This is a genomic window from Anoxybacillus gonensis, from assembly GCF_001187595.1.
Taxonomy (GTDB): domain Bacteria; phylum Bacillota; class Bacilli; order Bacillales; family Anoxybacillaceae; genus Anoxybacillus; species Anoxybacillus gonensis.
The window spans coordinates 49,622-64,482 of sequence record NZ_CP012152.1 but is presented as its reverse complement, the minus strand read 5'-3'; the positions used below and the strand labels follow the sequence as shown (position 1 = coordinate 64,482).

Here is a 14,861-nt window from a genome sequence, read left to right as displayed (position 1 = left end):
TCCCTTTTTTCCATATATTCGTCTATTACTCTGTATTATACAGACTGAATTATCAAAATTTTGTCAAAAAAAGAAGATGAATCATATAAATCTTTCGACGGAATCCCACAAAAAACGGCTTACATAAATAAAAAAACACCAATTTCGTGACGAAATTGGTGTTTTTTTGATGACCCGTACGGGATTCGAACCCGTGTTACCGCCGTGAAAGGGCGGTGTCTTAACCACTTGACCAACGGGCCACTATATCATTTGGTAGCGGCGGAGGGAATCGAACCCCCGACCTTACGGGTATGAACCGTACGCTCTAGCCAGCTGAGCTACGCCGCCATGCAACGACATTCATTATACTAACACGTTCCTTAAACAAAGTCAATAGTTTTTTTCACTATGAAATTCAAACGAAAAAGCATCCACTCATGAAATGGATGCTTATATAAACTGCCTCATGTCTCATTCGGCAGCAAGTTAACCGCGTCGAGCACCACGACCTCCTCGTTTCGATTCAGTATGGCGTTTAAGGGATGCTAAGCGATCTTCACTTTCTTTTAAGAAACGGCTAATTTTCTGCTCAAAACTTTCTTTTGAAGCGCGATCATTTCCTTTATTGCGCGGACGTGAAGCTTGTTCTTTTGCCTTTTTGATCGATAAGCCAATCTTTCCATCTTTCTCAACATTAATGACACGAACTTCGACAACATCGCCTACTTTAAGATGCTCGTTAATGTCTTTTACATAGCTGTCAGCTACTTCACTAATGTGCACTAAGCCTGTCGCGCCTTCTGGTAACTCAACAAACGCTCCGAATTTTGTAATGCCCGTTACTTTTCCCTGTAACTTGCTGCCTACTTCAATTGACATAAAAAAAGTGCTCCTCCTTAAAATCTGAAAAATCGTTTCTTTCATTATACATAATGAAAAAAACAAGTGTCAATAAGCCTTATGCCTATCTCTCTTACTCATCAGGAGTGATGAAAATAATTTCTCCTTCTTTCGACAAAAAATATTGTTTTCGCGCCAATTCGGCAATATATTTATCGTCATTTAATTTTTTGATCTCTTCTTTTAACCTTTTTTCATCTTTTTGTAATGTGCGCAACTTTTCCTCTAGTTGCTCTTTCGTTTTTATTTGTTGGTCGATTGCGGAAGATTGTGTCATCATCGTATATAAAAACAGCGAAGAAGCGGCTAACGCCATCGTTGCCACAAGGCTAAAGCGAATAACGATTTTTTTGCGACGTCGCGCCTTTTTATGTTCTTGTTTTTCTTGTTGAATAACATACGACGTTTGAATTTTTTTGACTTTGCTTTTTTGTGGGGCGCCCATGTTTTTCACCGCTCCTTCTTCATTACCCTTTTTTTCTAAATATATTCGTGATTTTGATGAGAAACCCTTTTCCAATATGAAAGAAACGTCCAAGCGCTGCTTGAAAGCGAAGTGGGGTTTTTCGCCAAATGAAATGTCCAATCCATATAAATGGTTGTAATAAAAAGCGGATACATACATATATGACTTTATATAAAATTTTACCAATAGATAAAACAAAATGACAAGTAGCGATCAATAAAAAAACAAAAAAACGGTAAAGAAGTCGGAGTGGAAATACGATGATGTAATAAAATAAACGCATAAGAGAAAGATATAACGTCACAACGATACGAATAATCTGTTGCAGCAAGCGAACATACATATTTTGAAACAACGCTTGGTAAGCAGCGTACCCACATAAAATAGCTAAAAAAATGTACAAGCGAATTTGCCCATTATTCACGAGCAATAACGTGTAAAATACATATAGCGCTTGTACGATCCAAAAAAGAATATCTGCAATCCATACGATCAGCCGATGACGTTCGGAACGATGGAATATATGTGCGTATGTATCAAAAGATGCACCGATGACAATTCCTGTTCCAATCATCGCAAGCAAAGTCGTAAATTGCACATGTAAACTCATTTAAACAACTTGCTAAAGAATCCTTTAGCTTTCTCCGTATGATGTTCGTCCAAGTAAACGATTTCGAAAATTTTCCCCTTAATTGACACAATTCCTTTATCTACGTCTAAGTTTTTCATTTGTAAATTTTGTCCTTTAATAGATAAAAAGCCCATAACCGTTTCTAACAAAAATTCTTCATTATCAAAGCTTTCAACTTGCTTCACACCCGTAATGTCTAACGTGCGGCGACCGCGCATCACAATGTCATGTTCTTGAATCGGTCCTTTATTTCCGATATTTTGCGTCATCATTGTCTCCCCCTCACAACGATCGTTTGTACAAGTGTATGAGGGGGAAAAATGGTTTAGAACAAGCTATTCCACTCGCTCTTCTTTTACGATTTCATATAAGGCGCTCGCTTCTTCTTTTTTCGCATGTTCTTGTAAGTCGACCACCTTCACTGTCACATGTTTTTGACCAAATTGAATCATAATTTCATCGCCTATTTTTACTGTTGAACTTGCTTTCGCCTGTTGACCGTTAATAAATACACGGCCTTGTTCAGCTACTTCTTTCGCTAATGTTCTTCTTTTAATAAGTCGGGAAACTTTTAAAAACTTATCGAGTCGCATATTATAACCCCTCCCTTTTTGCTTCTTCCCATATTTCATCTAGCTGGTCTAGCGAATATGATCTCCAATCTTTCCCGCTTTGTTTTACTTTTTGTTCAATGTATTGAAAGCGACGGTGAAACTTTTCGTTCGCCATTGCTAACGCTTCTTCAGGATTGACCTTATAATATCGACATACGTTAATAAGCGCAAACAATAAATCACCAAACTCCATTTTTAATTTTTGTTCATCCATGCGATTGGCTTCTTGTTTCACTTCATTCATTTCTTCTTCCACTTTACGCCACATCGACTCTACTTCCGACCAATCGAAACCGACTTCCGCTGCCTTTTTTTGATATTCGTATGCTCGCAAAGTTCCTGGTAACGCTTTAGCCACATCGTCAAGCAATGAATGAGGCGCACTTTGTTTTTCTGCCTGCTTTATCGCTTGCCAATTACGCACAACCTCTTCAGCATGCTCGATATGAGCATCCCCAAATACGTGTGGATGACGACGAATCATTTTTTCTGTAATGACCCGAATGACATCATCAATCGAGAACATTCCTTCATCTTCTCCAATTTGAGCATGAAGCATGACTTGTAACAATACGTCACCTAATTCTTCAATCATGTTTTCATCGTCTTGCTGATCAATGGCATCAAGAAGCTCATATGCTTCTTCAAGCAAATATTTTTTCAGCGACTCGTGCGTCTGTTTTCGATCCCAAGGACAACCGTTTGGCCCACGCAATGTCGCAATGACACGTCGTAAAGTAATAAAATCGTGATACAACAATTCATCCGTTTCTACTTTCGGCACATAGACACTCGTCAAATTGCTAACGGTCATCGCCCGATCAAGCTCATACAGTGGAACTTTTTCGATGCGCTCTTGTTTACTTCCTGCTGCATAAACGATAAAAACCGGATAATCGTGCGGTAATTTTTCTAATAAAGCTAGTTTGACATCGGATGCAATAAACGAATCATATACTTGGCAAAAAATGATATGATTTCGCAATTGAATTTCGTCCGATTGAAATGAAGTCGCATCAATCAATTGAAACCCTTCAATCGGATCGAGACGAACTGCGGCAAATAACGCATCAAGAAAACTTTGTCCTCCTTCAATGCGAACGGATATATGATCTCGTTTTTCAAGCAATAACTTTACTGTGCGCTCAGCAACAAGTGGGTGTCCCGGCACAGCATATACGATATCCCCTTTTTTTGCTTCTTCACATAAATAAGCAACAATATGTTCATACACTTGTTCAAATTGATCATATTTTTCATATATATCGTCAAATGATTGAGCGTGTATTCCTTCTGCCTCTAATTGTGCAACAACAGGATGATCTTTTGTTCTCAAAAAGAGGCGCTCCGCTTGTTTTAACGTACGGTACACACCTAAAGACAACTGATCGATATCTCCTGCTCCGAGGCCGACAATTGTAATTGTACCCATGACTATCCAGCCTTTCTTTGTTTGATGTTTGTTAAATAACGACCAAATGGAATAGAAAGCAATTCGCTATCGGTGAAAACCCCTTTTTTAACGATCATTATAATATAAACAAACGCCCCTATAAAAACTCCAACAACTGCTTGAAGCGATGAAAACATCCTTCCTTGATGAACAGGTAACTCGTTCGTTAACATGATGTATCCGATTAAAATGATTGCCATTACTGCAGCCGCTTGCATCGTTCGCATGACCGTAGCGCTCGAAAACAAAGGACGGGACATTCGTTTTTGCACATAAAAAAGAGCGCTTGTACACATGACAACATATGCGATGAATGTTGCCATTGCTGCCCCAACCGTATGCCATAAAGGAACAAACCATATATTTAACACCCACTTCGTTACCATCCCTATACATACGATGACAAGTGGACGAAATATATCCCCCAGTCCTTGTAAAATAGCAATAAACGTTAACGTTAACGAAGTAAAAAAAATACAAATAGACAAAATCATTAACTCCATCGCACCAGCATGATCTTTAAACAACATAATATTCGCTTGTTTTAATATACAAACTAAACCAACTGCTGCCCCTAATCCAATAACAAACGCTACTCGAACAGCTGTATATATTCCTTCACGTTGTGCTTGTTCGCGCGATAACATCGGCACAATTGCTAACGAAAAAGAAGTAGCGGCTACGGTTCCAAGTTGAATGAACGGTTGACCACGATCATAAATTCCTTTCGCCGTTTTAGCTAGCTCATGTAAGCCTGCTTGTTGCAGCAAAGGTAAAAGAGTAAATGAATCAACGAGCTGCATTAAAACAAGCATCATGTTTGCTAAGCAAATCGTCACTCCGTGAATCGCTAAAAATGACAGCACTTTTCGCTTTTCCTGTTTTGGCAACTGTATTCGCGTATAGGCATTCATTCGTCTTCGCAACATATATGCAACGAGAACGAAAAGCGCTGCAAAACTTCCCATGAGCGAGCCAAACATCGCACCAGCTCCTGCTTCATAAACGGTAAAGCCGCGATGAAGCAAAAGAAAAGATAGAAACAAAATGGCTACTACACGTATGAACTGCTCCACGACTTGTGAAACAGCTGTCGGAACCATCTCCTCTCTCCCTTGAAAATATCCGCGCAAAACAGATGTAAATGGGAGAAGCAAAAAGGCAAACGAAATCGCACGAATGAGCGAAGCTAATTGATCATCTCCCATCATGCTCGCAAGAAACGAAGCACCAAAATACAGAATAGAAAACATAATCATGCTGATGAATGATAAAAAATAAAAAGAAAGCCGCACAACCGCAAACTCATATGTTGACTGTTTATTTTCAGCAATCAGTTTTGAAATCGCAACAGGGTATCCATACGTTGATAAAGCAAGAAAAATACCGTAAAACGGATAAACTTGTTGGTAAATATAAAATCCAACATCGCCCGCAATATTTTGATACGGAATACGATAAAAAGCGCTCAATATTTTTGTAAATAAGGCCGCAAGCGTCAATATGAACGCTCCACGCAACCAATCTTTTCTTTCCATCATCTTTCACCTTTTCACTCGCGTATAATGATACATCAAAAAAAGGTAGCGAGATGCTACCTTTATTGTTCCATTTGACGAGCAAGGAAGCTCGCTGCCGTTTCTGCTGCTTTATGCTCCACTTCGCCAAGTGTTTTATCTTTCGAGAAAATAATAACTGCCCCGATCGGATCTCCTCCGGCAATAATCGGTGCAATCACGTATGATTGCATATGCTCTTCATGGGCTTGGGCAAATGACACGTTTGTTTCTTCCGTATGCAAAACGGACTGACGATCTTCCATCACTTTTTCAACAAGTTCACTGACGCTTTTGTTTAAATATTCTTTTTTCGATCCACCTGCTACTGCAATAAATACATCGCGGTCACAAATGAGCACAGGTTGTCCTAAGCTGTCAAATAGAGCCTCAGCGTACTCTTTTGCAAAGTCGCCTAGTTCGCTAATCGGCGAATACTTTTTCAAAATGACCTCACCATCACGGTCCACAAATATTTCAAGCGGGTCTCCTTCACGAATGCGAAGTGTTCTGCGAATTTCTTTCGGAATGACTACTCGTCCTAAATCATCGATTCGTCGAACAATACCTGTTGCTTTCATCTATCGATGCCTCACTTTCATGTAGTTATTAAAAATGGCACTGGTGAAGCAGTTGAATAATTCACCATTGTTGTGATTAGTATCCGTAACAAACGAAGTTATATACACAATGAAGGGGGATTTTTTTTAAAAAGTGAAAATCCCCCATCTTCATCATTGCCACTTATTTATAAACAATAAACATAAAACAATCAATTATTTTTTAGCATATTTTAACCCTTTTAGCAACTCATAAATGATCATCATCCATTGTTGTGGCTTCATTCCTTTCGCATGAACGACAATTTTAAATCGATCGCCATCCATGCCAAACCCAACATCTCTTCCATACGGTTCACCGAGTTTAAACAATTTGCTGACATCAATTTGCTTTGTCGTTTCTTGTGAGAACAAAATCGTAATATCTTGTTTCGTTTGCTTAATGGACTCAATGAGATGCTGTTTTGCATATATTTTCATTTCTGCGATTTGGAATAAATACGCCACTTCATCTGGATACTCACCGAAACGGTCTAACATTTCCTCACGCAATTGTTCGAGTTCCTCTAACGAGTCAAGTGCGCGGAATCGTTTATACATCTCGATTTTTTGTTGTTCATTTGAAATGTAATGCTCTGGGATATACGCATCCACTTCTAAATCCATTTCCACTTCAAACGGTTTTTCTTGCTTCATTCCTCGTCGTTCCTCAATAGCTTCTTTCAACATTTGAGAATAAAGCTCAAAACCGACGGAATCAATAAACCCGTGTTGCTGTGCCCCTAATAAGTTCCCAGCTCCTCGAATAGACAAATCGCGCATCGCAATTTTAAATCCTGATCCAAGCTCTGTAAATTCCTTAATTGCCTGTAATCGTTTTTCAGCTATTTCATTTAGCACTTTATCTTTTCGATACGTAAAGTACGCATACGCAATGCGATTGGAACGTCCCACTCGCCCACGCAATTGATACAGTTGGGAAAGTCCCATTTTGTCGGCATCATAAACAATTAACGTATTCACATTCGGAATATCGACACCTGTTTCGATAATCGTTGTACTTACTAACACATCGTATTGTCCTTCTAAAAACGCAAGCATGACCGCCTCTAATTCATGTTCGGACATTCTTCCGTGCGCATACGTGACGCGCGCATCAGGCACGAGCATCGAAATTTCTTCCGCTTTACGATCGATATCTTCAATGCGATTATAAAGGAAAAACACTTGTCCTCCGCGCGCCATTTCGCGCTCAATCGCTTCTCGCACAATGATCGGACTATATTCCATCACATACGTTTGTACGGGGAAACGATTTTCCGGAGGTGTTTCGATGACAGATAAATCGCGGACACCGATAAGCGACATATGCAACGTGCGTGGGATCGGTGTAGCGGTTAATGTTAATACATCGATATTTGTTTTTAGTTGTTTAATTTTTTCTTTATGAGCAACACCGAATCGTTGTTCCTCATCAATAATTAATAAACCTAAATCTTTAAACGATACATCTTTTGATAAAAGCCGATGCGTACCAATCACCATATCAATCGTGCCGTCTTTTAAACCTTGAATCGTTTCCGCTTGCTGTTTTTTTGTACGGAAACGACTTAATAAACCGACGTTAATCGGGTATCCTTGGAAACGTTCACGGACCGTTTCATAATGTTGCTGGGCTAAAATTGTCGTTGGGACGAGAAATGCGACTTGTTTTCCGTCCATAATCGCTTTAAATGCGGCACGCAATGCGACTTCTGTTTTTCCATAACCCACATCCCCGCATAATAGCCGATCCATCGGCCGCTCGCTTTCCATGTCCCGTTTAATTTCGCGAATCGAACGAAGCTGATCTTCTGTTTCTTGATATGGGAACGCTGCTTCAAATTCCCGTTGCATTTCATTATCAGGTGAGAAGGCATATCCTTTGCTTGCTTCTCGCTCGGCGTACAGCTTCATTAAATCTTCGGCAATATCTTGAACGGAAGACTCTACTTTCTTTTTTACTTTCTTCCATTCTGTTCCACCTAGTTTGTAAATTTTCGGTTCTTTTCCTTCTGAACCAACATATTTTTGGACGAGATCCATTTGATCAACAGGAACGTATAACGTATCATTCCCTTGATATTGAATATGAATGTAATCTTTATGAATTCCGTTAATTTCTAACGTTTCAATTCCTAAATACTTTCCAATCCCATGATTGACGTGAACGACATAGTCACCAACTTTTAAATCTGTATAACTTTTAATTCGTTCCGCATTCGACAATTTTTGACGTCGCATAGGACGTTTCAATCGCTTTTTAAATAGCTCTTCCTCCGTAATGACAGCCAGCTTTTGCATCGACAATTCAAATCCTGCGACGAGCCCAGACGGAACGATTTGACATTTTCCATGTAATAACGCATCGTCTTTTCCAAGTTGAATCGCATCAATCTCATAATCTTCCAACGTTCGCTTCAGCTTTTTCGCCCGTTCTTCGTCCCCCGCTAGCAACACAACAGCATAGTTTCCCTTTTGCCAACGTTCGATTTCCGTCTTTAACAATTGCATTTGACTATAGAACACTTGCATTTGCTTGCAAGATATATTGACAATATTTTGCGGATGTGTATATGGGATATGACGTAAAAATAAAGACAAATAAATCGTTTGCCTCATCCGTTTTTGTAGCACTTCAGGAAACGAATGAGAAATGGATACGTTTTGTACGATTTTTCCTTCTTCCAATAAGTTCGTATACCACTCTGCCTCTTCTTGTTCGAGTTTTTCAGCTACTTCTTGAATGCGACTCATTTCGTCAATGACAACTACACCGTTGTCTGGAATATAATCTAGCAAACTTGCAGCCGAAGGGTAAAAGAATGAGAAATACTTGTACATTTCTTCGATTGATTTTCCATTTTTCAGCTGTTCCAATTCAAACGACACATGTTCGTATAAACGATTTTTCGTCTTTTCATCATGAATATGCTGCAACGTATCATGAAATTGTACTTCTAGTTTTTGAATAGCTTCAGCCATATGTTGTTGTTCAATAATGAGTTCCGTCGCTGGACCGATGAATACCTCTTCTATTTCAGCTACCGAACGTTGATCGTCAACTGCAAACGTCCGAATTGACTCAATCTCAATATCAAACAACTCAATACGATAAGGAAGTTCTGCAGTGAGAGGATAAATATCAATAATGCCTCCTCGAACGCTAAATTCCCCTGGCGTCGAAACGACTGATACACGCTCATATCCCATCGCAACAAATTGTTGCAAACAACGTTCGACATCCACTTGCTCACCAACACGAAAATGAAGTTGATAACGCTCCCATACATCTTTTGGTGGAAGTAGTCGTCGCAATGCAGCAATTGGAGCGATGACGATTCCTTTCTTTCGTTCACACCAATAGTTCAATACTTCTAAACGTTGTGCTCTCAATTCTGGACTAGCTACAGCTAATTCAGCTGCAATTAATTCATTGACCGGATAAAGAAATACTTCCTCCTCATCCACTAATTGAATCAGATCATCATATATTTTTTGTGCTTGAAATAAATTGTGCGTTACAATGCATAAAGGTCGTTCTGTCTCCTCATACAGAGAAGAAATAAAAACAGAACGGGCTGAACCAGATAACCCTGTTACAAGCTGCTCTTTTAACCCATTACGAATCCCTTCTGCAACCGATTGCATGTCCGCATGATTGATAAAATATTGTCGTAAGCCCCGCAAAAAACTCCCTCCTCTCCAAACATAAATACAAAAACGCTTTGGGAGCCCCAAAGCCAATTATTGAATGAACTTTTCATATTGATGAAGATCAGGATTCCGATCTAATGCCTCTTGGCAATGTTCGCAAATGGATTTGACGTAAACTTCTCCTGAAGGGAGATATTGAATCATATCTAATCGTTCTTCTTCCGTTAACTGATGAAAGCCTAATTGCTCACTTTCTAAATCGAGCACATCAAGCGTCCCCATTTTCATGCCGCAATGGCGGCAATAATAGTGTAATGCCATATCGTACCCCCTCCTAAATGGTTGATTTAATCGAATACATTTTGAACCATTTAGGAGGAAATTATTCAACTACTTATTGAATTCATTCATCACTTGAGCGAACGGAGTTTGTAACGATCGCTCGCACGCATCAGCTGCCTTTTGAATCGCTTGATCAATATTTATTTTTTCTTCAGCTGTAAACCGACCTAATACGTAGTCGCTCACTTTCATCCCGTTTTTCGGGCGATCGATACCGATGCGGATACGTTTAAATTGCTCTGTTTTCAAATGATGAATAAGTGATTTCATCCCATTATGCCCGCCTGCACTTCCTTTTGGTCGTAAGCGAACCGTCCCTGTCGGTAAGTCTAAGTCGTCGTAAATGACAATGACATCATCGACATCAATGTCATAATAATCCATCAATGGTCGAACACATTCGCCCGATAAGTTCATATATGTAAGCGGTTTGCATAATATGACTTTTTCTCCTGAAATGATACCACTTGCAAATATACCTTGAAACTTCGTTTGATTGAGGGCAAAACCCCAGCGATGAGCAAGTTCGTCAACGACCATAAAACCTACATTATGTCTCGTTTGCTCGTACTCTTTTCCTGGGTTGCCTAAACCAACAAACAGTTTTGCCATTTCCCCTGCTCCTTCTCTCCATACTGCAAAAGACGTAACCAATGATGGCTACGTCCGTCACGGCGTTGTTTCGCGTCCTTCTTCCGATTCCGGTTTTCCTGGTTCTTGTTCTTCACCGCTATGAATTTCTTCTTCTTGCTTCGGTGGCAAGATCGACGCGATCACTTCTGTCGGATCATGATTCATTTCGTAAACACCGTTCGTTTGAATATGTGAAACTGTAATGACATCGCCTACTTGTAAATTTGTTATGTCTATATCGATAGACGGTGGAATATTGGACGGTAGCGCCCGAATGGACAATTGATGCATGGCCTGTTGCAGTACGCCACCGTCTTTTACACCTGCTGCTTCACCAATCAAATGAATAGGAACGTGAACATCAATTTCTGTCTTTGCATCAACCGCTAAAAAGTCAATATGAATCACATCATGGCGAATCGGATGCTTTTGCATATCGCGAACGATGATGCGAATATGATCGTCATTTAATTGAGCATCTAAAAGACCGCTCCCGCCAACAGCCCGCCATTGTTTCAAAAACTCGGCCGCATCAACAAAAACAGGTTGGCTATTCGTCTTTTTTCCGTACAAAACGGCTGGGATGTGACCTTGTTTTCGCATTTGTTTCACATAAGAACGTCGATGATCTGTACGTAATTGAAGTTGTAACAATGAAATCACCTTCCTATTTTAGAATCGCTCATAGCTTCCCCTAAAATAGGAAGGTCTAAACGCCATTAATCGAACAATGCGCTAATCGATTGTTCTTCGTGTACACGAATAATTGCTTCACCGATAAGCGGAGCAACAGATAGCTCTACAATTTTATTCATTTTCTTTTCTTCAGGAATAGCAATTGTATTCGTTACGACAAGCTCTTTAATTTTCGAGTTTTGAATTCGTTCAATCGCTGGACCTGATAAGACAGGGTGCGTACAACATGCATACACTTCTTTCGCCCCATGCTCAGCTAACGCATTTGCTGCTAAAGTAATTGTTCCAGCTGTATCAATAATATCGTCCACTAAAATCGTCGTTTTCCCTTGCACATTACCAATAATGTTCATCACTTCTGCCACATTTGGTTTTGGACGGCGTTTGTCAATAATGGCAATAGGTGCTTTTAGGCGATCTGCCATTTTTCGTGCGCGCGTCACACCGCCATGGTCTGGAGAAACAATAACAATATCATCAAGTTGTTTTTCTTTAAAGTAATCTGCTAAAATCGGAACACCCATTAAGTGATCGATTGGAATATCAAAAAACCCTTGAATTTGTGGTGCGTGCAAATCAAGTGTAATGACGCGAGAAGCACCCGCTGTTTCTAATAAATTGGCAACCAATTTTGCAGTGATCGGCTCGCGAGAACGGGCTTTCCGATCTTGACGAGCATATCCGTAGTACGGCATAACGATATTAATTGTTTTAGCAGACGCTCGCTTTAATGCGTCAATCATAATAAGTAGTTCCATCAAATGTTCATTTACAGGGGCGCTTGTTGATTGAATAACATAAACATCGCAACCACGAATACTTTCTTCAATGTTAATTTGAATTTCCCCGTCGCTAAAACGAGAAACGGAACATTTTCCTAGTTCAACACCAATGACTTTTGCGATTTCTTGGGCTAAAATCGGATTCGAATTTAACGAAAATAACTTTAAATTAGAATTCAAATACTGAGACATGGGTAAGTAAACCTCCATTAGGATTTTTTCTTTTCTTGTAGACGTTCAACATAATTTTCTTTATTTGTTTGCCGAGCGCGCGCAATAGCTAAAGCGCGGTTAGGTACATCATCGGTAATAGTTGAGCCAGCCGCTACGTATGCTCCGCTTCCTACAACGACAGGGGCAATCAAGTTCGAGTTGCAACCGATAAACGCACCATCTTCAATTTTTGTCACATATTTATTTACCCCATCATAATTTACCGTAATCGTACCACAACCGATATTTACATCAGCACCTACTTCAGCATCTCCGATATAGCTTAAGTGCGATGCTTTACTTCCATTTCCAAACGTCGCTTTTTTAATTTCAACGAAGTTTCCGATTCTCACATCGTCGCCAATTTTAGATAGCGGACGAATGTGGGCAAATGGACCGATCGTTACATCTTTGCCTACTTCGCTGTCATGTACAACAGAATGACGAATCGATGTATTGTCACCAATACGACTATTTTTAATTTCGCTATTCGGTCCGATGATGCAATTTTCACCAATTACCGTATAGCCTTCAATCCATGTCCCAGGATAAATGATCGTATCCTGTCCAATGTGCACATCAGGTGCTATATACGTATGCTCAGGATCAATGATTGTCACACCATTTGCCATATGTTGTCGGTGAATGCGCATACGCATAATTTTTTCTGCTTGAGCAAGTGCAATGCGGTCATTCACACCTAACGTTTCTTCAAATATTGGCGTTTCGTACGCTGAAATGATTTCGCCTTGTTTTTTCAAAATTTCGATGACATCTGGTAAATAATATTCCCCTTGCGCATTATCGTTCGACACTTTCGTAAGCGCTTCAAATAGCGCACGATTATCAAAACAATACGTTCCTGTATTAATTTCACGAATCATTCGCTCTTCTTCTGTTGCATCTTTATGTTCTACAATTTTTTCGACATGTCCATCTTGATTGCGGACAATGCGACCATATCCAGTTGGATCTTCTGCAAGGGCGGTTAAAATGGTTGCTTTCGCTTTCGTCTGTAAATGATGTTGTAAAAGCGCTTCCATCGTTTCTGAGGTAATCAGTGGTGTATCTCCGCAAACAACGAGAGTCACACCATCTTTATCAGCTAAATGAGGTGCTGCTTGCATGACAGCATGTGCTGTCCCAAGCTGTTGTTCTTGAATGACGTACTCACTTTGATTGCCGAGTTGTTCTTTGACTCGTTCTGCTCCAAAACCAACAACTGTAATTAATCGATCTACATGTAACGTAGAAATTGCATCCACTACATGTTGTACCATCGGCTTCCCACAGACAGGGTGTAACACTTTATAAAGCTTTGAACGCATACGCGTCCCCTGTCCAGCCGCTAAAATGATCGCATATCGTTTCATCGTAAGGCCTCCATACCTCTCTTTATCCATATTGAATATATATCAATTATGTATGTATTTCAAGGAAACATTGTCATCTACCAAAAAAATTCATCATTTTCACTATATGTTCTTTACTAATAGGATGAACATTATTTTCATATGAAAAGGACCCTTTTTTAACGAAAGGGTCCTCTGTTATGATTTACGAAGCACCTGCTTCTTCAAGCTCTTTTTCCAACTCACCAGCACGGTGATATTCAGCTAAAACAGCTTCTTGAATTTTCCCGCGGGTTGTTGAGTTAATTGGATGAGCGATGTCACGGAATTCCCCGTCAGGAGTACGCTTGCTTGGCATTGCGACAAACAAGCCGTTATTGCCTTCAATCACGCGGATATCATGAACGACAAATTCATGATCCAACGTAATCGAAGCAATCGCTCTCATACGTCCTTCGGTATTCACGCGGCGTAATCTCACGTCAGTCACTTCCATTCTGTTCACCACCTTTTCCCTATATAAGAACTTAAGTGAATTTATTCCACGTCGTTTTTTATTTTCCTGCTAACATAAAAAAATTTTTTTTACGATTGTTTGACAAGCGCAACGACTTCGATTTCAATTAACGCATCTTTTGGTAAGCGGGCAACTTCAACAGCGGAACGCGCTGGTTTATGATCGCGAAAATATTGTCCATATACTTCATTCATCGCTGCAAAATCATTCATGTCTTTTAAAAACACTGTTGTTTTTACAACTGTTTCTAAAGACGCTCCTGCCGCTTCAAGTACAGCTTGTAAGTTTTTGAATACTTGATGCGTTTGTGCTTGAATGTCTCCTTGTACCATTTCCCCTTCCGGCGTTAAAGCAATTTGCCCAGAGCTGTAAAACATATTGTTAACGATAATACCTTGGGAGTATGGTCCAATCGCTTGTGGAGCTTGATTTGTGTGCACAACTTTCATGTCTCTTCCTCCTGTATGT

Annotated in this window: 16 protein-coding genes and 2 tRNA genes; all 18 read right to left on the bottom strand. The window is 39.8% G+C overall.

Translation table 11 applies throughout. From position 1 onward, the window contains the following. Positions 1-170: 170 nt before the first annotated feature. Positions 171-242, bottom strand: a tRNA-Glu gene (locus AFK25_RS00345). An 11-nt stretch (positions 243-253) separates the two neighbouring features. Beyond that, positions 254-330 (bottom strand) — tRNA-Met (locus AFK25_RS00340). A 138-nt stretch (positions 331-468) separates the two neighbouring features. Continuing rightward, a complete protein-coding gene (locus AFK25_RS00335; RefSeq protein WP_006323664.1) occupies positions 469-861 on the bottom strand; it encodes a S1 domain-containing RNA-binding protein in 393 nt (130 codons plus the stop codon). Positions 862-955: 94 nt separating this feature from the next. Continuing rightward, the gene (locus tag AFK25_RS00330) at positions 956-1,327 is read right to left on the bottom strand and encodes an FtsB family cell division protein (protein WP_009360762.1); all 372 of its coding nucleotides are present in this window, start codon (positions 1,325-1,327) and stop codon (positions 956-958) included. Positions 1,328-1,349: 22 nt separating this feature from the next. Beyond that, positions 1,350-1,946 (bottom strand): spore cortex biosynthesis protein YabQ, encoded by a 597-nt coding sequence (gene yabQ / locus AFK25_RS00325; protein ID WP_240483492.1) that lies wholly within the window; start codon positions 1,944-1,946, stop codon positions 1,350-1,352. An 8-nt stretch (positions 1,947-1,954) separates the two neighbouring features. Further along, entirely contained in the window at positions 1,955-2,248 is a 294-nt protein-coding gene (yabP, locus tag AFK25_RS00320) for a sporulation protein YabP (RefSeq protein WP_026011753.1), read from the bottom strand. A gap of 66 nt (positions 2,249-2,314) precedes the next feature. After that, positions 2,315-2,572: an RNA-binding S4 domain-containing protein gene (locus AFK25_RS00315; RefSeq protein ID WP_009360765.1), complete on the bottom strand. Its 258-nt coding sequence runs from the start codon at positions 2,570-2,572 to the stop codon at positions 2,315-2,317. Position 2,573: 1 nt separating this feature from the next. After that, entirely contained in the window at positions 2,574-4,025 is a 1,452-nt protein-coding gene (gene yabN / locus AFK25_RS00310) for a bifunctional methyltransferase/pyrophosphohydrolase YabN (RefSeq protein WP_035067830.1), read from the bottom strand. Between the two features lie 2 nt (positions 4,026-4,027). After that, positions 4,028-5,584 (bottom strand): putative polysaccharide biosynthesis protein, encoded by a 1,557-nt coding sequence (locus AFK25_RS00305; RefSeq protein WP_035067832.1) that lies wholly within the window; start codon positions 5,582-5,584, stop codon positions 4,028-4,030. A gap of 62 nt (positions 5,585-5,646) precedes the next feature. Then, positions 5,647-6,183, bottom strand: coding sequence for a stage V sporulation protein T (spoVT, locus tag AFK25_RS00300; protein WP_009360768.1), 537 nt, complete (start codon positions 6,181-6,183; stop codon positions 5,647-5,649). A 195-nt stretch (positions 6,184-6,378) separates the two neighbouring features. Next, complete coding sequence (mfd, locus tag AFK25_RS00295) at positions 6,379-9,891, bottom strand: transcription-repair coupling factor (RefSeq protein ID WP_035067834.1); 3,513 nt, start codon at positions 9,889-9,891, stop codon at positions 6,379-6,381. 57 nt (positions 9,892-9,948) lie between these two features. Further along, positions 9,949-10,179 carry an anti-sigma-F factor Fin gene (locus tag AFK25_RS00290; protein ID WP_009360770.1) on the bottom strand — a complete coding sequence of 77 codons (231 nt, stop codon included), beginning with the start codon at positions 10,177-10,179 and terminating at the stop codon, positions 9,949-9,951. A gap of 69 nt (positions 10,180-10,248) precedes the next feature. Next, the gene (gene pth / locus AFK25_RS00285; protein WP_009360771.1) at positions 10,249-10,812 is read right to left on the bottom strand and encodes an aminoacyl-tRNA hydrolase; all 564 of its coding nucleotides are present in this window, start codon (positions 10,810-10,812) and stop codon (positions 10,249-10,251) included. A gap of 57 nt (positions 10,813-10,869) precedes the next feature. After that, entirely contained in the window at positions 10,870-11,496 is a 627-nt protein-coding gene (locus AFK25_RS00280; RefSeq protein ID WP_035067837.1) for a 50S ribosomal protein L25/general stress protein Ctc, read from the bottom strand. Positions 11,497-11,552: 56 nt separating this feature from the next. Then, a complete protein-coding gene (locus AFK25_RS00275) occupies positions 11,553-12,503 on the bottom strand; it encodes a ribose-phosphate diphosphokinase (protein WP_009360773.1) in 951 nt (316 codons plus the stop codon). Positions 12,504-12,520: 17 nt separating this feature from the next. After that, positions 12,521-13,897: a bifunctional UDP-N-acetylglucosamine diphosphorylase/glucosamine-1-phosphate N-acetyltransferase GlmU gene (glmU, locus tag AFK25_RS00270; protein WP_009360774.1), complete on the bottom strand. Its 1,377-nt coding sequence runs from the start codon at positions 13,895-13,897 to the stop codon at positions 12,521-12,523. A 184-nt stretch (positions 13,898-14,081) separates the two neighbouring features. Then, positions 14,082-14,372, bottom strand: coding sequence for a septation regulator SpoVG (gene spoVG, locus AFK25_RS00265; protein ID WP_003398210.1), 291 nt, complete (start codon positions 14,370-14,372; stop codon positions 14,082-14,084). Positions 14,373-14,461: 89 nt separating this feature from the next. Further along, positions 14,462-14,842 (bottom strand): RidA family protein, encoded by a 381-nt coding sequence (locus tag AFK25_RS00260; RefSeq protein ID WP_004888532.1) that lies wholly within the window; start codon positions 14,840-14,842, stop codon positions 14,462-14,464. Positions 14,843-14,861 lie beyond the last annotated feature (19 nt).

Excerpts from the sequence above, each read along its gene's own strand:
- AFK25_RS00335 (WP_006323664.1), bottom strand. The coding sequence starts at position 861 with ATGTCAATTGAAGTAGGCAGCAAGTTACAGGGAAAAGTAACGGGCATT.
- AFK25_RS00330 (WP_009360762.1), bottom strand. The coding sequence starts at position 1,327 with ATGGGCGCCCCACAAAAAAGCAAAGTCAAAAAAATTCAAACGTCGTAT.
- yabP (WP_026011753.1), bottom strand. The coding sequence starts at position 2,248 with ATGACGCAAAATATCGGAAATAAAGGACCGATTCAAGAACATGACATT.
- AFK25_RS00315 (WP_009360765.1), bottom strand. The coding sequence starts at position 2,572 with ATGCGACTCGATAAGTTTTTAAAAGTTTCCCGACTTATTAAAAGAAGA.
- yabN (WP_035067830.1), bottom strand. The coding sequence starts at position 4,025 with ATGGGTACAATTACAATTGTCGGCCTCGGAGCAGGAGATATCGATCAG.
- AFK25_RS00305 (WP_035067832.1), bottom strand. The coding sequence starts at position 5,584 with ATGGAAAGAAAAGATTGGTTGCGTGGAGCGTTCATATTGACGCTTGCG.
- spoVT (WP_009360768.1), bottom strand. The coding sequence starts at position 6,183 with ATGAAAGCAACAGGTATTGTTCGACGAATCGATGATTTAGGACGAGTA.
- AFK25_RS00290 (WP_009360770.1), bottom strand. The coding sequence starts at position 10,179 with ATGGCATTACACTATTATTGCCGCCATTGCGGCATGAAAATGGGGACG.
- pth (WP_009360771.1), bottom strand. The coding sequence starts at position 10,812 with ATGGCAAAACTGTTTGTTGGTTTAGGCAACCCAGGAAAAGAGTACGAG.
- AFK25_RS00275 (WP_009360773.1), bottom strand. The coding sequence starts at position 12,503 with ATGTCTCAGTATTTGAATTCTAATTTAAAGTTATTTTCGTTAAATTCG.
- glmU (WP_009360774.1), bottom strand. The coding sequence starts at position 13,897 with ATGAAACGATATGCGATCATTTTAGCGGCTGGACAGGGGACGCGTATG.
- spoVG (WP_003398210.1), bottom strand. The coding sequence starts at position 14,372 with ATGGAAGTGACTGACGTGAGATTACGCCGCGTGAATACCGAAGGACGT.
- AFK25_RS00260 (WP_004888532.1), bottom strand. The coding sequence starts at position 14,842 with ATGAAAGTTGTGCACACAAATCAAGCTCCACAAGCGATTGGACCATAC.